The sequence below is a fragment of the Methylolobus aquaticus genome, from assembly GCF_054172105.1.
The window spans coordinates 13,959-30,337 of sequence record NZ_JBSYXP010000022.1 but is presented as its reverse complement, the minus strand read 5'-3'; the positions used below and the strand labels follow the sequence as shown (position 1 = coordinate 30,337).

General features: G+C 64.7%; 17 protein-coding genes. 1 reads left to right on the top strand and 16 read right to left on the bottom strand.

Annotated features, from left to right (window positions below; all coding sequences use genetic code 11):
* Positions 1–43: 43 nt before the first annotated feature.
* The 6 genes from ACW73L_RS20520 to ACW73L_RS20495 all read right to left on the bottom strand — a co-directional run bounded on the left by ACW73L_RS20520 (position 44) and on the right by ACW73L_RS20495 (position 3,959).
* On the bottom strand, positions 44–283 hold the full coding sequence (locus ACW73L_RS20520) for a hypothetical protein (RefSeq protein WP_498924429.1): 240 nt from the start codon (positions 281–283) through the stop codon (positions 44–46).
* A 117-nt stretch (positions 284–400) separates the two neighbouring features.
* On the bottom strand, positions 401–1,204 hold the full coding sequence (locus tag ACW73L_RS20515) for an ATP-binding protein (RefSeq protein ID WP_498924428.1): 804 nt from the start codon (positions 1,202–1,204) through the stop codon (positions 401–403).
* A gap of 116 nt (positions 1,205–1,320) precedes the next feature.
* A complete protein-coding gene (locus tag ACW73L_RS20510; protein WP_498924427.1) occupies positions 1,321–1,752 on the bottom strand; it encodes a hypothetical protein in 432 nt (143 codons plus the stop codon).
* An 8-nt stretch (positions 1,753–1,760) separates the two neighbouring features.
* Positions 1,761–2,942 carry a type I restriction-modification system subunit M gene (locus tag ACW73L_RS20505; RefSeq protein ID WP_498924426.1) on the bottom strand — a complete coding sequence of 394 codons (1,182 nt, stop codon included), beginning with the start codon at positions 2,940–2,942 and terminating at the stop codon, positions 1,761–1,763.
* Positions 2,939–3,328 carry a hypothetical protein gene (locus tag ACW73L_RS20500; RefSeq protein WP_498924425.1) on the bottom strand — a complete coding sequence of 130 codons (390 nt, stop codon included), beginning with the start codon at positions 3,326–3,328 and terminating at the stop codon, positions 2,939–2,941. Before ACW73L_RS20500 ends, ACW73L_RS20505 begins: the two co-directional genes overlap by 4 nt.
* A complete protein-coding gene (locus ACW73L_RS20495; RefSeq protein WP_498924424.1) occupies positions 3,261–3,959 on the bottom strand; it encodes a nucleotidyltransferase domain-containing protein in 699 nt (232 codons plus the stop codon). The genes ACW73L_RS20500 and ACW73L_RS20495 overlap by 68 nt, the downstream gene beginning before the upstream one ends.
* A gap of 141 nt (positions 3,960–4,100) precedes the next feature.
* On the opposite strand from ACW73L_RS20495, the gene ACW73L_RS20490 reads away from it, so the two are divergent.
* Positions 4,101–4,307 (top strand): hypothetical protein, encoded by a 207-nt coding sequence (locus ACW73L_RS20490; RefSeq protein WP_498924423.1) that lies wholly within the window; start codon positions 4,101–4,103, stop codon positions 4,305–4,307.
* A gap of 229 nt (positions 4,308–4,536) precedes the next feature.
* On the opposite strand, the gene ACW73L_RS20485 is transcribed toward ACW73L_RS20490, so the two are convergent.
* From ACW73L_RS20485 to ACW73L_RS20440, 10 genes are all read right to left on the bottom strand, one after another.
* Positions 4,537–4,947 carry a type II toxin-antitoxin system VapC family toxin gene (locus ACW73L_RS20485; protein ID WP_498924422.1) on the bottom strand — a complete coding sequence of 137 codons (411 nt, stop codon included), beginning with the start codon at positions 4,945–4,947 and terminating at the stop codon, positions 4,537–4,539.
* The gene (locus tag ACW73L_RS20480; RefSeq protein ID WP_498924421.1) at positions 4,947–5,864 is read right to left on the bottom strand and encodes a hypothetical protein; all 918 of its coding nucleotides are present in this window, start codon (positions 5,862–5,864) and stop codon (positions 4,947–4,949) included. Before ACW73L_RS20480 ends, ACW73L_RS20485 begins: the two co-directional genes overlap by 1 nt.
* Before the next feature lie 11 nt (positions 5,865–5,875).
* The gene (locus ACW73L_RS20475) at positions 5,876–7,129 is read right to left on the bottom strand and encodes a restriction endonuclease subunit S (RefSeq protein WP_498924420.1); all 1,254 of its coding nucleotides are present in this window, start codon (positions 7,127–7,129) and stop codon (positions 5,876–5,878) included.
* The gene (locus ACW73L_RS20470; protein WP_498924419.1) at positions 7,126–7,485 is read right to left on the bottom strand and encodes a type I restriction-modification enzyme R subunit C-terminal domain-containing protein; all 360 of its coding nucleotides are present in this window, start codon (positions 7,483–7,485) and stop codon (positions 7,126–7,128) included. Before ACW73L_RS20470 ends, ACW73L_RS20475 begins: the two co-directional genes overlap by 4 nt.
* Positions 7,486–7,501: 16 nt before the next feature.
* Positions 7,502–7,843 carry a HepT-like ribonuclease domain-containing protein gene (locus ACW73L_RS20465; protein WP_498924418.1) on the bottom strand — a complete coding sequence of 114 codons (342 nt, stop codon included), beginning with the start codon at positions 7,841–7,843 and terminating at the stop codon, positions 7,502–7,504.
* The gene (locus ACW73L_RS20460) at positions 7,833–8,141 is read right to left on the bottom strand and encodes a nucleotidyltransferase family protein (RefSeq protein ID WP_498924417.1); all 309 of its coding nucleotides are present in this window, start codon (positions 8,139–8,141) and stop codon (positions 7,833–7,835) included. Before ACW73L_RS20460 ends, ACW73L_RS20465 begins: the two co-directional genes overlap by 11 nt.
* A gap of 20 nt (positions 8,142–8,161) precedes the next feature.
* Positions 8,162–10,975, bottom strand: a complete 2,814-nt coding sequence (locus ACW73L_RS20455; RefSeq protein WP_498924416.1) for a type I restriction endonuclease subunit R — start codon at positions 10,973–10,975, stop codon at positions 8,162–8,164.
* A gap of 173 nt (positions 10,976–11,148) precedes the next feature.
* On the bottom strand, positions 11,149–12,894 hold the full coding sequence (locus ACW73L_RS20450; RefSeq protein ID WP_498924415.1) for an ABC transporter ATP-binding protein/permease: 1,746 nt from the start codon (positions 12,892–12,894) through the stop codon (positions 11,149–11,151).
* A 126-nt stretch (positions 12,895–13,020) separates the two neighbouring features.
* Positions 13,021–14,715, bottom strand: a complete 1,695-nt coding sequence (locus ACW73L_RS20445) for an ABC transporter permease (RefSeq protein ID WP_498924414.1) — start codon at positions 14,713–14,715, stop codon at positions 13,021–13,023.
* Positions 14,712–16,259 carry an ABC transporter substrate-binding protein gene (locus tag ACW73L_RS20440; RefSeq protein WP_498924413.1) on the bottom strand — a complete coding sequence of 516 codons (1,548 nt, stop codon included), beginning with the start codon at positions 16,257–16,259 and terminating at the stop codon, positions 14,712–14,714. The genes ACW73L_RS20445 and ACW73L_RS20440 overlap by 4 nt, the downstream gene beginning before the upstream one ends.
* Positions 16,260–16,379 lie beyond the last annotated feature (120 nt).

Genomic DNA, 16,379 nt, shown 5'->3' with positions numbered 1-16,379 from the left:
AGCTGAATTGCGCGGGAAATGCCTGGAGTTTCTGGCGGGTGGGTCAGGCCTTCGCCCCGGCACCTATCGCTTGGTCGATGAACAGCCCGGGTTGACCCGACGCCGGGTCCCGTGCCAGTCGGAGTTCCCGTCCGTGGTAGTCGCGCAGGCTCGCGCGGTGGCCGATCGACGCGACGCTGGTGTCGGGCAGGTGGCTTTCGAGTTGGCGGTACAGCTCGCTTTCGGCGGCTTCGTTGACGACCGAGGTGGTCTCGTCGGGAAACGGCCAGCCGGGCTGGATCACCCAGGCCGCAGGCTGGGATGAGCATCGCGAATCACTGCGAGAGCAGCCAACCGGATCGTCATGGGGTTCTGAATCCCGTTGGGTGCCTTACGAGGTCGCAAGGCCCTGTGGGTTGCCCTACAGGCTGGGCAGGTCGCGCAGAAGTACCTTGTCGATGATGTCGTTCTTGATGTAGCGGCGCGGGTTGCGCCGCACGGCTTCCGAGAACACGGCCTCGGGGTAGCCGCCGAAGTTCAGGTAGTGGATGAAGGTTTCATTCAAGCCCGCGATGTCCAGTGCCTTGAAGCGGGAGGCGTCGTCGCGGTCATCGTCGTTACCGATGAGGTCGTCCTCGGCACCGGTGAAGCGCAGATATTCGAAGAAGGTCAGCGGCGGCAGCACGAACTCTGTGAAACGCCCGGCACCGCTCTCCGCGCTCTTGTGCTTGAGCGCTGCAGCGGCCGAGCCGATGGCGACGAAGCGGCAGCCACGCTGTGCGTCGACCAGCGACTTGAGATGCACCTCCCAACCCTTGAGGTACGGGATCTCGTCGAAGAACACGTACAGCGACGCGCCCGGCGTACGCTCGAACGCCCGCTGGAAGCGCCGCACCAGGCTGTCCAGGCTTTGGCCGAAATAGTTCGGGGTCTCGAGCGATATATAGAGGATGTCGCGTCCGGCGACCCCGTCGCGCAGCAGGGCGTCGATCGTGTGGAAGACCATGATGGTCTTGCCCACGCGGCGCGGCCCCAACAGCAGCACGGCGCGTTGCGGCGCTGTCTGGCGCACCAATCGCGCCAAGGGCGGGAGATACGCGCGGCGGGGGAACTCGGCGTAGTCCCGGTCGATGCCCGCGCCAGACACCCACCAAGGGTTCTGTTCGCGCAGACGGTTGTCGATTTCCCGGTCGGAGACTTGCAGCACGGCGACCAGACAATTCATCACGACGAATGCATTTTGTCTGAAAGCATCTATCAAAGAAACTCAAGTTTGCTTGATTCTGGGACCTCAGGCATGGCGCCCAAGCACCGCTGCCATGTTCGAAGGTGAGCCGTCGATCAGGCCGGCTTCTCGGCCAAGTCACCTGCAATCAACCGGAACTGCTCCAGCGCCGCCTCCAGATCGTCCACGATCTCCTGCGCGATTACCTCGGGCGGCGGCAGGTTGTCGCTGTCGGCGAGACTGTCATCCTTGAGCCAGAAGATGTCCAGGCTCGCCTTGTCGCGTGCCACCAACTCGTCGTATTCGTAGGCGCGCCAGCGGCCGTCCGGCGTCATTCCGTTCTCCGAACCGGAATCCAGTTCAGGACTCCAGGTTGCCTGCCGCTGGTGCCGGTTGGCCGGGTTGTAGAGCGTCACGAACTCGTCCAGGTCCGCGCGCTTGAGCGGGTTGGTCTTCAGCGTGAAGTGCTTGTTGGTGCGCAGGTCGTAGATCCAGAGCCTTTTGGTCCACGGCGTTTCGCTGGCCGGCTTCTTGTCGAAGAAGATCACGTTGGCCTTCACGCCCTGCGCGGAGAAGAGGCCCGTTGGGTGAGCCGGAAAGAGACGAAAGTCCGGTGGACTTTCGTCCCGGCGAACGGGCGTGCCAGGGACGGCGCGCCCTGGGCTTTCGAGCGAAGCTGGACGCGTAGCGAAGAAAGGCGGAGCAGGGTGTGCACGTCGCACTCGTGCATCAGCTTGCGGCGGATGGTCTCGCCGGCGCCGCCCTCGAACAGCACGTTGTCGGGCACCACCACCGCGGCGCGGCCATGCGATTTCAGCAGCGTCTTGATGTGCTGCACGAAGTTGAGCTGCTTGTTGCTGGTGGTGGCCCAGAAGTCGTCGCGCTCTACGATGTCTTTCTCGGTGGAGGTCTTGCCGTCCTCGCCGACGATCATCGTGCTGCTCTTCTTGCCGAAGGGCGGATTCGCCAGCACCACGTCGAAGCGCTCGCCGGGGTCGGCTGCCAGCGCGTCGGCCACGTTGACCGGCACGCTCTTCTCCGAGCCGATGCCGTGCAGCATCAGGTTCATCGCGCACACGCGCGCGGTGGCCTGCACCAGCTCCCAGCCGCGGAAGGCGCCTTCCTTGAGGTGGCGCTTCTCGTCGCGGGTGAGGTTGGGGTAATGCTGCGTGAGGTACTGGTGCGCGGTGAACAGAAAGCCGCCGGTCCCGCAGGCCGGGTCGCAGATCAGCTCGCCGGGGCGGGGCGCGATGCAGTCCACCATGGCCTGGATCAGCGCGCGCGGCGTGAAGTACTGACCGGCGCCCGACTTGATGTCCTGTGCGTTACGCTCCAGCAGGCCCTCGTAGGCGTCGCCCTTCACGTCGGCTCCCATCGACGACCAGTTCTCGCCGTCGATCAGGTCGACGATCACCCGCCGCAGCTTGGCCGGGTCCTGGAATTTGTTTTGCGCCTTGCCGAAGATCAGCGCCAGCGTGCCCGGCTGCCTGCCCAGCTCTTCCAGCGTGTGGCGATAATGGTCGAACAGCGCGTCGCCGTCCTTGGCCAGCAGCATGGGCCAGGCGTAGGGCGCGGGAATGGGGCTGGGCTGGTGATAAGGCGGACGGCTACGCTCGTCCGCCATCTTCAGGAACAACAGGTAGGTGAGCTGCTCGACATAGTCGCCGTAGCTCATCCCGTCATCGCGCAGGACGTTGCAGTAGTTCCAGAGTTTCTGGACGAGGGTGGCGGAGTTCATGCGTTTGGGGTCATCAGATCAGGGTGCTTGGCATTCAGGTGCGCCAGCAGCGCCTTGTGCAGCGCCTTGGCCTGCGCCAGGCACTCGGCCACCACGGCCGGTGTGATGGGATGCCCGGTGTAGTCGTTTGCATTGCGTTGCCGCCGCAGCGCATCCAGCACCACCCACACGTCGTTGCTCACACCCAGGGTGAGCGGCAGCGACTGGATCATGGTCTGGTGATGGCCCGGCTCGTTCACGGCAGGGCGAAAGCCGGCGGCCATCATCGCCACCAGGGCGCACTGCATCACTGCCTTGTAGGCCGCATCGAAGCGGGTCTCATCGCTGATGTTGTCGGCCGCGGCGTCCTGCAGGTTGCGGTTGACGGCCGCCAGCAGGCGTTGCACTTCGGCTGCGGTGGGCTGGTGCTCCTTCACCCGGCCGATCTTGAGCAGGTTCTGCAAGGTCATGTTCGTCTCCCTTCAGCCACAGCTTGGCGCCGCGGGCCACGCTCGTCGCAAAGCCGTCGCCGGCGGCCAGTCGCTGCGCGAACTCGCCGCGGGACATCACCGTGGGATTCACCTCGCGTCGCAGCGTCGCTTGCACCGGGGCGAGCGCGCGCGCCAGGTCTGCAAAGCTGGCCGGGCCCAAAACCATCAGGTCGATGTCGCTGCCTGTGCGTTCAGTGCCGCTGGCCATGCTGCCGTAGACGAAGGCCAGGTCCACCTTGGCTGCGAGCGGTTCGAGGGCTTCGCGCAGCACGTCGACCAGGCCGGCCGTCTTGCGCAGCAGTTGCGCCAGTTCGGCATGCACCGGGTGCGCCACGTTGGCGCGGTAGTGCACCTGTCGCCCCACCTCCTGACGCAGCAGCAGGCCCATGTCGGCCAGTAGCCGCAACTCGCGGTGCAGGGAGCCGGCCGACGCCCCGGTCAGCCGGGCCAGCTCGCGAACGTGCAGCGACGACTCCGGGTGCAGCAACAGGGCGCTCAGTACCGCCGAGCGGGTTTGTCCGAAGAGTTGATGGGCCAGGGTCGACATGTAGCGCATTTTGCTACAAATGAAGCTGCGTTGAGAACAACATCGTGTCAAGGGCCGGTTCTGCACGCTGCGGCGGACAGTGCCGCCGGAGTCTCTAGAGTGGCGGAGTTCATCGTTTCCTTTCGTTGAGGGCCGCGTATCATGGTCGCCATGACGCTGAAACAGTCCAACCCTTACCTCAAATCCGCTTCGGCCCGTAAAGCTGCCCTGCGCGTCACGGCGAAGACGTCGTCGGCGGTCGAGGGCATTCACGCGCCGTTCGCCAAGGATAAGCCCGCCGATATCCCCGCCGACGCAGAAGCCTTCACGGCGTATTGGAAGCGGCGTGTCGCCGCGACCGCGCGATAGCGCGCGCAAACATCGCCGAAAGCGGCTGATAGTCCCGATCCATCTACCCAAATTCGGTTTGAGTGAACCCACCTTGGGCAGGATCCAGGCTCGTCCGTTTGAGAAGCAGCAGGTCAGTGAGCTTAAACAGCGCAATGCCCCAGGAATCGACGATTTGTCTCCAGATCCTGCGCCGTCGCGGCCTTTTCATCGGCATCCCATCGATCACCAGCCGCCCGCGGCCCGGCGCTCAGTCCCGCATCAGGGCCACGAACTGTGCTTGCTCGAAGTGATGATCGAAGGTCAGCGCTTCGAGCAGCCCACGGCGACGCATGATGACGAACGACGCGCAGTCGGTCAGGCCCCACTCCTTGTCCTGGTGCTGCCGGTACAAGACCAGGGCCTCGCGGAAGAGGAGCGAGGACTGCGGTTCGACCTCGGTGTTCGGATCGGACATGATGGCGTCGATGGCAGTAGCAGTTCGCTGACGCAGCGCGGGGAACTTGCCCAAGCCGTTGAGCACCTCGGCCAGCACCATCTCCGATGTCACGATCCGTGCCCGCCCGAGAGCCTTCGAAGCACGGACCGCCGCATCGTGCAGTTCGTCGTTGGGGTTGAACAGGCCGATCCAGTAGTTCGCGTCCCCAAAGACGGTCCGCATCACTTGTCCTCGTTACTGGCGTAGAGGTAGTGATCGAGCCGCTTGCCAAGGTCGGTAGGGACGGTGTCCCACGCATCCTTCGGCATCGATGCCCCAAGTTCCGACAGCGTCTCCCAGATCGGCTTGGTACCGTCGACAAACGCGGGCTCAGCTGCCGCATCGGCAGCGACAAAATCGACGCGGAGCAGTCTTCGCAACTGCCGCTCTGCCTGCGTGAACTCGCCCAAACCTTGCACACGCAGCCGAGTGGTTGTGTGCGACTGCAATGCGGCCAGCACCTCGGCTTCCTGCGAATCGCTGAACTTGCCCCTGACGGGTGCTTGATCGCGGTGGACGATCAGCTCGAACTGGCCGCCGCGGACGTTTGCCATGTTGACTTCGCCGATCGTGTCGACGAGATCCTCGTACGTTGACTCCGTCCACTCGGCCAGCCGCTTGCGCGCCCTGGCGGTGTAGGGGGCCGCGCTAGCGCGATGGCGCGACTGCACGAAGAGCGTTTCGGTCTCACGCAAGGTACGCCCGAAGTCCTTGAACAGAGGGATCACGCTCCGTGGCAACTCCGCGGGTAACAGATCATCGCCGTCGGCCGCTGCAATCGCCTCGTCGATCAGTGCGGCCGCATGGTCGAATTCGTCGTCGAAGTCGAGCGGCAGCTGCTCCTGCGCGATGACCCGGCGAAGCGGAACCACGGCCGAGCCCTCGGTGACCTCCGAGAAACGCAGCACCAGCCGCTCTTCGAAGCCCCTGGGAAGCCGCTCGTATTCTGGATGGGTGCGGCGCCATAGCTCCTTGGCGCACTCCAGCACCAGCCTCTTGTAGCTGGCGAGCTCGCCCACGCAGTCCACGTCCAGCGAGTGATCGTTGAATCGCTCGCCATCGAAGCGCAGCGATGCGAGGGGAATGGTCGGTGTGCTCATGGCGGGGTCTCCTACGTCGCGGCCATTATCACGCTGGCGTCCTCGGACGCAAACATCCGCTGGAGTACCGCCTGTCGCAGCGCCTGCGCGCGCTTCAGGTTCGCGTCGACCTCGGCCTCGACCTCGCGGACGATGGAGAGGCGGCGGTCGACTTCGGCGACAATGCGATGCTGGATGTTCAGCGTTGGAACCGGGATGGGGAATCCCCGGATATCGCGAACGTTTAAGTGCGGCGATGCACTGCCGCCTATTAGTGCCCTGACTCGCTGAAGGATGTGCCTTGAGTTGAGCAAGTGCATGACGTAGCGAGACAACACCCGCGGGCCTGCTCGAAACAACAACATGCGCTGTCCCATGCAGAGATCAACGCCGATAGGCACCTCGCAGGCTATGCCAAGTATCCCGCCTTCCCGGCTATACAAGACGTCACCGGCGCGTGGAACGAGTCGTGAATTACGTTGATTAAACGTCTCGCGCGACACGTAGCGCGGCGCGCTCAAATCAAGCCGGCCTGGAAGGAAGTCCGTTGTCCTTACGCAGATGAACCCCTCGGATGTCCAACGTGGCGTGGAGTGCGGGCAATCGACTATCGCCTCAGCGAGTTCCCCGAGCTTTGCAATCGCAGGACTAGGCACAAGCATTTCGAGATCGAACGCCGAGTGAAGGCATGCGTCGACATAGCGCTTGAGGTTGGCCTTGACGCGCTTGAGGTTGGCGACGGCTTCGTCGAGGCGGAAGAACTGCTTTTCGAGTTCGGCGACGATGCGGCGCTGCTCGTCAAGATCGGGCAGCGGAATCTCAGATTGCTCAAGGAACGCAGCCGGCACACGCTTTTGTCCAACCGCGCCGGTCATCTGGTGCGAGGCCTTTGCCCGAAAGCGCGCGCTCGACACAAAGTGGTAGACGTAGTGCGGATCGACGCCAGGCTTGGGACGGAGCACGTGGAATTCGGTTGAGCCGCAGCCGACGCCGTTCCTGAGCCATTGAGCGACGGCCATCTTGCCGTTCTCCATGCAAGGCGTGATCTTCGCGAAGAGCACGTCGCCTTCGCGGAACACCGTGTAGCCCTTCTTCACCTCGCCGAACTTGCGGAAGGCGGTCGTATCCATACGGCCCGTGGCGGCTTCAACAGCGGCCATTGGGACGAAGGAGACGTCGATGTCATCCGGTAGCGAGCCGCGGTCAGGCCGGGGGTTCAGCTCGACCGCTTCAGTGAGGGGAACGACGGGGGTCGCAGGCGCGATTGGTTCGGCCACCACGCTCACGCCACCAACTCCCGATTCAACTCATCGATCACCATCGGCAACTCCGCCCCGAAAAGCTGATGCACCCGGCCCAGTGCGCCGCGCTGATCGAACGGTGCATAGCCGAAATCGTCGGCCTCCAGCCCCAAGTTGCTGGCGATGTGCTCGGCCATCTTCTCTAACCACCAGCGCTGCTCGTCGGTGAAGGGCTCTGGATTCTCGCTTGCGCGGGAATGACGGGTCTGTTGCTGCTGACCGCGCCCGGCGCGGAATCTGGGGGCACCGCGCTCGGGGTAGGGCATCAGGTCGTTGTCGTGGCGTATGGTGTCGCGTGGATGAACCGTCGGGCACTCGTAGGTAGGCGGGGTTAGCGTCATCGCGCGATACCGTCGGTCATGGCTGAGCGAGCAAGGCACCGAGCGATGCACGCAGGGGATCGAGGTTGGTTTCGATGATGCCCCAGACGATTCGGCTGTCGACGCTGGCATAGGCATGAATCAGTACATTGCGGAAGCCCACGACCCGCGGCAATTCGGCGATCGACCCGGCAATCGCGGGGTCGATGCGGCGAAGCTGGCCGAGCGCCTCGCCGATGATGGCGAGCTGGCGCTCCACGCCCGAGCGAAGCAATTCGTCCGCCAGATACTCGTCGAAGGTCTTGCCGCGAGTGAAGCGAGCGACGCGTTCTGCCGCCTGCTGGGCATCCCACAGCAGCTTGCGGGCGTCAGCGTGCATAGACCGGCTGGCGCTCTGAGTTGATTCGCTCGCGGAAATAGGGATTCTCGACGCTCGCGTCGGTGATGAGGTCCACAGGCCGCCCGAAAAGCCGTTCGAGGCTTTCCTTCAGGGTGAAGTAGGCATCGGCGTAGGCCTTCGGCGGCAGCTCGTCGAACTCCACCAGGAAATCCAGATCGCTGGTGACCGGGTCGAAATCGTCGCGAATCGCCGAGCCGAAGACGTCGAGTCGACGCGCGCCGGCGCGGCGACACAGAGCGGCTACTTCTTCGCGGTGCTGGTCGATGATGCTGGTCATGGTGATCTCCACCGCGAATTCTATGCCGCGAGGGCGTTGTTGAGCGAGGCGATGACGTCGGGAAGGTCCACGCCGAAAAGCTCATGCACCCGGCCGAGCCCGCCTCGCTGGTCGAACGGCGCGTAGCCGAAGTCCTCGGTCTCGATTCCGAGATTGCTCGCGATGTGCTCGGCCATCTTTTCCAGCCACCAGCGCTGCTCGTCGGTGAATCGCGGTAGCCGAATCCGTTCGAGAGACCCCTCGACAGGCTCGTGGCGAACGGATTCGGTTTCCTGCTGCGCCATCCAGGCTCGGAAGTTGGCCATCACTTTCTCGGGGTAGGGCACCAGCTCGTTCTCCTGGTGCATCGCGTAGCGCACCAGCGAGACGAGGTCGGTCAGGATGCGGCGGCGGCTCGCGCCCTTGACCTTGGCTTTATCCAGCGCAGCGTAGGCCTGCCACAGCTGGCTTTCGGTCCACAGGTGCGGCGGGGCTTGCAGTGTGTCGGCCAGGGCCTTGAGGTCTTCGAACTTCAGCGGCGCTTTGGTCGGGCGGTTGTAGAGGATCTGCAGCGCGGTGATCTCGTCGCGGTGCTCGGCGATGAAGGCCTCGAAGCTCTGTACGATGCCCTGCGCACGCTCGCGCGCAGCCTCGGAGAAGCCGGCTTCGAGCACGCGGTCCTGTGTGACGGTGTCGATCACCAGTTCCTTGCTTGTTTTCAGCGTCAGGATCAGCGTGCGCAGCGCGGGATTGGAAAGCGGCTTCACGGAATTGCGCAGCGCGGCCTCCGCCTCCTGCGGCGAGCGGTCCTCGCGCGGGTCCAGCGCCTGCACGATGCCTCGCGACAGGTCCTTCAGGCCTACACCGCCGGCCTCGGTCACCACCTTGGCGCGCTCGGCGTCGGTCAGAAGGGCATCCAGCCTTGCCAGACGCACGGCCACGCTGGAGAGCACCTCGGGCTCCACGTTGCCCAAGGACACTGCTTGCAGCAGTTGGTCCAGGCTCACGCTCTTCTTCTGGTCCATCGGGCGGCTGTCGGTCTTGTCGCGCTCGCACACGCCCACGCAGTCGACGATGACGAAGTGGTCCTTGTGCACGTGCTCGCCGGGGTTCACGCCGCGCAGGTCATCGTCCTTGATCACCCGCACACCGCGGCCCTTCATTTGCTCGAAGAAGCTGCGGCTCTTCACGCTGCGCATGAAGACGACGATCTCCACCGGCTTGATGTCGGTACCGGTGGCGATCATGTCCACGGTGACGGCGATGCGCGGGTAGTAGCTGGTGCGGAAGGCCTTGATCAGCTCTTCGGGCTTGCTGCCCGTGGTGCGGTAGGTGATCTTCTGCGCGAACTCGTTGCCGCGGCCGAATTCCTCACGCAGGATGCCGACGATGGCCTCGGCGTGGTTGTCGTCCTTGGCGAAGACCAGCGTCTTGGGTAACTCCTGCCGCTGGGGGAACAGGTCGCTCTGCCAGCGGTCGCGCAGTGTCTGCACCACTTTGCGGATCTGGTCGGGCGTCTGCACGCTGCGGTCCAGTTCCTCGGGCGCGTACTCGAAGTCGTCGTCCAGCTGCCAGTCGCGCCGGGCGCGGGTGGGCTTGTCCAGTACCTGCAGCCAGTAACCGGCTTCCACTTTGCTGCCGGCCTCGGTGACCTCGGTCTTGATGCGGTAGACGTCGTAGTTGACGTTCACGCCGTCGGCCACGGCCTGCGGATGGCCATACTCCACAACCAGGTTCTGGTTGAAAAAGCCGAAGGTCTGCTTGTTCGGCGTGGCGGTCAAACCGATCAGGTAGGCGTCGAAGTACTCCAGCACTTGGCGCCACAGGTTGTAGATGGAGCGGTGTGCTTCGTCGGTGACGATGATGTCGAAGGTCTCGATGGGGAACGCCGGGTTGTAGTCGATGGGCTCGGCTTCGGTGATCGCGGCTAACGCCGCTCCTACAGAAATCTCGTCGGCGTCTTCCGGCAATTCGCGGCCCTTGAGCATCGAGAACATGCGCTGGATGGTGCAAATGCAAACGCGCGCCGTTCGGTCGAGCTGATTGCTGGTGAGGTGCTGGACGATGTACTCCTCGCCGAATTTGAAGTTGTTGACCGGCGAAACGTACTGGTCGAACTCCTTCTTGGTCTGCCGTCCCAGGTTGCCGCGGTCCACCAGGAACAGCACGCGCCGCGCGCCGCCGAACTTGATCAACCGGTAGATGAAGCCGATGGCGGTGAAGGTCTTGCCGCTGCCGGTCGCCATCTGGATCAGCGCGCGGGGCTTGTTCTGTGCAAGGCTCGCTTCCAAGTTGCGGATGGCGGTGATCTGCGCGGGCCACAGCTTGAAGTCGCCCCATTCCGTTACGAGCGGCGGCATGGCGCGGACGCGGTGCAGGAAGCTGCCCGTATAAGCGGCGCCGGCTTCGCGCTGCGTGTCGCTCGAGGCACCCGCTACGGACAGCCAGTGGGCCAGGATTTCCGGCCGGTGGAACGCGAACACCCCTCGGGCACGCGGCTCGGGGTCGAGACCGTTCGTGAAATGGGTTTCGACGCCCGTGGATTCGTACAGGAACGGGAGCGGCCGCTGCCAGGCCGGCAATCCTTTCGGCAGTCCCTGGGCATATCGGCCGGATTGCAGTTCCACACCGGTCAGCGTGGCGCCCTCCTTCTTGGCCTCGATAATCCCGGCCGCCCTGCCGTCGACGTACAGCAGATAATCGGCGACGCCGGATCCCGTGTTCAACGGGAACTCGCGCAGTGCGATCCCGCGATGAGCGGTGATGTTCACCTCGGCGGTCGAGCCGACGAACCAGCCAGCCTGTTCCAACAAGCGATCGATCTGCTGCCGTGCACGCTGTTCCGGTGGAATCATGCCCCTGAAGTCCTTTGCCCGCTGCCTCGTATGGTAATCGGGTGATCACAGCGAGTGGAGACAGTTACAACTAGCGCATACAAGATACCCGAAACGATATACCGATGGGTTATGGATGTTGAGCGGACATCCACCGCGCCGAGAACCGAACGCCCGGCGCAGTGGTGTCTACCTCAGGCCGGCGCGCCGGCCGGAAGTGGCTGGTCGACGAAATGTCCGGGCTGACCGGACGCCGGATCGCGCGCCAGACGCAATTCCCGACTGTGGTAGGCGCGGAGGCTCGCTCGATGACCGATCGAGATGATGCTGGCTCCGGGCAGATCGCGCTCCAGCAGGCGGTACAACTCGCTTTCGGCGTCTTCGTCCACCGCGGACGTGGCTTCGTCGAGGAACAGCCAATCCGGTTGGATGACCAGTGCGCGCGCGATCGCGATGCGCTGCTGCTCGCCGCCGGACAGCCGCTGCGCCCAGTGCGCGTGTTCGCCCAGCGCGGGAATCAGATGCGGCAGCCCGACTGCGCGCAGCGCCTCGGCCAGCCGGTCCTCGCTGACCTCCAGTGAGCTTTCCGGATAACGGAGGACGTCGGCCAGCGTGCCGATCGGCAGGTAAGCCCGCTGCGGCAGGAACAGCATGCGGGCCTGTTCCGGCTTCGTGATCCGGCCGTGCCCGAACGGCCAGATGCCGGCCAGCGTCCGGAACAGCGTCGATTTGCCGGATCCCGACGCGCCGGTCACGAGCACACGCTCGCCGCGCGCGAAGCAGAGGTCGGCATGGTCGACGAGGGCGCGGCCATCCGGCAGGTTCAGGCTCACCGCCGAGAGTTCCAGATCATTGTCGGCGTGTGTCTCCTGCTTGAACCCGTCCCCGGCCAGGGTGGCCCGTTCGATTTCGGCGATCGCGCGTTCGAAAGTCGTCAGTCGCTCGACCACGGCGCGCCACTGGGCCAGATCCGTGTAGCTGTCGACGAAGAAGCTCAGCGCGCCCTGGACCTGCCCGAAGGCGCCGGCGGTCTGGGTAATGCCGCCGAGCTGCATCGCGCCGGAAAAGTAACGCGGCGCCGCGACGATGACCGGAAAGATGTTCGCAGCCAGGCTATAGAAGGTCGTCATCGCGAAGACGTTCTTCTGCACGGTCATCAACTGGCGCCAGTTCTGCACGACATGGCCGAAGTTATCGAAGAATCCGCGCCGCTCGTCGTTCTCGCCGCGGTACAGCGCGACGGCCTCGGCATTCTCGCGGAAGCGCACCAGCCCAAAGCGGAAATCCGCTTCGTAACGCTGCTGGTCGAAGGTCAGGCCGATCAGACGCCGGCCGATCATGTGCGTAAGCCAGGTGCCGACGATCGCGTAGATCAGCGCCACCCAGACCATGTAACCGGGGATGGTGACGCCGTTCCATGTGAGGCTGCCCGACAGCTGCCACAGGATCGCGACGAACGATATCAGCGTGACGAACTGGCTCAGGAATCCGAGACTGAGATCCAGGGTCGTGTCGACGAACAGCTTCAGGTCTTCGGCGATGCGCTGGTCCGGGTTGTCGGTGACGCCGTTGCCGAACTGCATCCGGTAATAGGCCCGATGGCTCAGCCAGCGGTCGATGAAGCGGCGCGTCAGCCATTCGCGCCAGCGGATGCGCAGCCACATCTGCAGATAGATCCGGGTCAGGCCGAACAGGACGTAGATGCAGACGATCACGCCCCATTCGATCAGCAGCTTCCAGAACGCGGCCTCGTTCTTGTCCTGCAGGGCGTTGTAGAACTCACCGTTCCAGGTATTCAGGCGCACGTTCAGGTAGACCAGGAACAGGCTGATCGCGACGATGACGCCGAGCAGGATGCGGCCGGGCCAGCGATCGGAGGACACCCAGTAGGGTTTCAGCAGGGTCCATAGATCATGCAGGAAAGGCCGGATACTCCGCATTGCAGTCCTCTTGGAAATCAGCGTGTCAGGAAAAGGGCTTAAGCCGGGCGCCAAGCCGCGGGAGCATGGGCAGCGCCGCCCGGAATGTCAACGCGAGTGCAGCCCCATCGGAGACATACGGAAGGCTCAGGTCCGGAATAGCGCGCCGAGTCTCTTGCCCAGCACGGCGCCGGCGCCGAGCATCGTGATCGTCAGGAAGACCATCGACCAGACGCCGAGCGCTGCGGCCAGCGCCGGGCCGTCGCCCAGCGAGGAGGCGAGCGTGTAGATGGCCTTGGTGATCGGGAAGTGCGCCGCCTGCTGGGCCAGGATCATCGAGTCGCTGACTTCGAGCATCGCGAACGAGAACGCCAGCAACGCGCCGGCGATCAGGTTCGGCGTGACCAGCGGCAGCGTGATGCGCCACAGCGCGCGTTCCGGCGAGGCGCCGAGGTTTTGCGCGGCTTCTTCCAGGATGGGATTCACCTGCTGGAAGCCGGCGGCGGCAGAGCGGACCACGTAAGGCAGCCGCCGCATCGCGTAGGCGACGACCAGCAGCAGCAACGGGTCTTCGCCCAACATGAGCGCATGCAGCGGCTGGCCTTCACGCGACAATGCCAGATAACCGAAGGCCATCACGAGACCGGGCACTGCCAGCGGCAGCATGGCCATCGCATCCAGCAACTGCCGTCCCGGCAGGGTCGTACGCACCACCACGTAGGCGACGCCGATGCCGAGTACGACATCGAGCAGGGTCGCCAGCGAGGCGTATTTCAGACTGTTCGCGATCGAGCCCAGCGTCAGTTCGTGGCCCAGCGCCTCCTCGTAGTGACGCAAGGTCAGGGTGTCGGGAATGATCATCGCGTACCAGTCCTGCGCGAACGACAGCAGGATCACGCCGAGGTGGGGGATCAGCGCGAGCCCGGTCAGGGTCGCGAACGCCGCCGTGCACAGCAAAGCCCGCGGTGCCGACAGCGTCACGGTCTCGCGGCCGGTCGTCGCGCGGCCGCCGCCGGTCGCGACGCTGCGCTCGAAGGCCAGTTTGCTGAGCCCGTAGAACAGCGTCGAGAAGAACAGCAAGACGACGACCAGGGCGTAGGGGAAGGGGTTGTTGCTGAGATCCTTGATCGCGTTGAAGATTTGCACCGAGGTTACGCGGTCGAAATCGAACACCAGCGGCACGCCGAGCTCGGTGAAGGCCCAGATGAAGGCGATCGCGCTGCCGGCGAAGATGCCGGGCATCGTCAGCGGCAGCGTGATCCGCCAGAACCGTCGCCACGGTGGGCAGCCGAGGTTCGAGGCCGCTTCCTCCAGCGCGGGGTCGAGGTTTGCCAGGGCCGCGGCGGCGTTCAGGTAGACGATGGGGTACAGGTGCAGCACGTTCATGATGACGACGCCGGCCATCTGGCCGTTCCCAAGCCAGTCCATCGGTTGCTCGCGGCTCATCAGGCCGAGACTCATCAACAGGCTGTTCAGCGCGCCGGCCTGGCCCAGCATGGCCTGTATGCCGAGCGCGCCGACGAAGGGCGGCAGGATCAGCGGCGTCAGCACCAGCGAATTGAGCAGGGTCTTTCCCGGAAAATCGAAACGCACGTAGACGATCGCGAGCGGCAGGGCCGTCAGCAGACAGCCCAGCGTGGTCCAGGCAGCAATGATGAAGGAGTTGACGAGCCCCTCCCGGTACAAGGCATTCCGGAATACTTCCAGCACGAACTCGAGCGTGAAGTGCCCGTCCGCATCGATGAAGGCGCTGCGCAGCGTGCCCCAGATCGGCAGCACGAAGAACAGCGCGAAGAACACCAGCATCACCCCGAATACGGTACGGCTCAGGGTCTTGCTCATGGCTTGGGTCCTGCGCTGACGGCCAGGTCGTAGGCGCGCCGGTATTGCGCCCTGAACGCATCGCCGAGTTCGCGCGCCAGACGCACCTCCTGCACGCGGTCGCGGGCCCGCAGCACTTGTGCGATGCGGCCCACCGTCTGGTCGTAGCTCACCTGGCTGAGGTCATGGAAGGTGGCCACGGCCGGGGCCGGGAAGCCATGTGCGACCAGGGCCTGCCAGGCCCGTTTCATTTCCCGGTGAGTGTCCGCGCACATCACTCGAATCAGGAAGCGGATCCCGGCAAAGGCCGGGCCGGTCCATTCCGGGTGATAGACGAAGACCTCACCCAGGGAGTAGGGGCGCTCCGCGGGATCGGTCATGAAGCGCCGGTTTTCCTCGGTGTAGAAGTCCTTGCGCACCGGCAGCCGTCGCAGGGCCGTATCGATCGGGCCGCCCGGCGCGCCGGGACGAAAGGCCCAGAGTTTCTGCCCCTCCGGGGAAAGGATGAAGGCCATGAACGCGGTGGCCAGTTCCGGGGCGGGGGCCCCGCGCAGCATGGCAATAGAATCCACGCTGATCGACGTGCCGCCCCGGGGTGCCACGAAGCCCACGCGCGAAGTGCCGTCGGCCTGGCGGACGAACTCCTCGGTGGCGCGGCCATAGGAGTCGATCGCCATTCCGGCCGCGGCGTCGCCCCGTGCCACCTCCAGCGGAATCTTCGCGGCCGAATCGGTGAAATAACGCGCGTTCGCGCTGATGCGCTGGATCATCCGGAGTCCGGCTTCCCAGCCCCGCCGCACGCCCTCGGCTTCCAGCTCCGCGGCCGGAGCGGTCGCCGAGCCGGGCTCGCGCGACAGGGCCGCGACGGCCTGGTGCATCTGCTGCTGGATCATCAGTTCGAAGGCCTTGGCGACCGAGCCGCTTTTGGTTGGGTCCGACAGGGCCACCTGGCCGAGCAGCGACGGGTCGGCGAGATCCGCCCACTGCGCCGGCTCGGACAGCACGCCGAGCCGATGCATCACGTCCCGGTTGTAGACGATGCCGAAACTCGCCAGGACGACGCCAATCCAGCGTGCCGAACGGTCCCGGAACGGCTCGCCGCCGACCTGCTCCGGCATCACCGCCGCCTCGAACCAGTCGGGGTGGTCGGCCATCACCGCGGTCAGGCCATGTCTTCCGTCCGCGCCATGGGCGACCAGATAGCCGGCATCGGCATGCTGCTGGAAGTCGTAGGAACCGCCGCCGAACAACACGTCGACGCCGATCCCCACCGATGAGGCCAGAAAGGTTCGCCGCGCTTCCGCCCCGGCGCCGGACTCGTCCCGCAGTTTGGGATTTGCGAACGCGGCCGCCACCTCCTGCGTCCAGCCTCTGCCGAGCCGGCTTTCCCATTCATACTGGAAGGCACCGGCGAACTCCGATTTGAGGAACAGCGCGATTTCCGAGGAGCCGCCCGGAATGCGCCAGTCGATATACAGTGCTTCTCCGGTCCGGGCCTTCCAGGCCCGGGCGAACGCATGGCCGATCTCCGCGCGAATGCGCTCGTTGTGCGGAGACAGGATCACCAGCCGGCGATCGTAGGCGATGGGTGCCGTCGTTTCGGCCGACCGGAGCAGGAATGGCCCGATGAGCGTCAGCAGCAGTGCGCCGAGGATCAGCAGCTCCTTGTGCCGGCTTGGACGCGC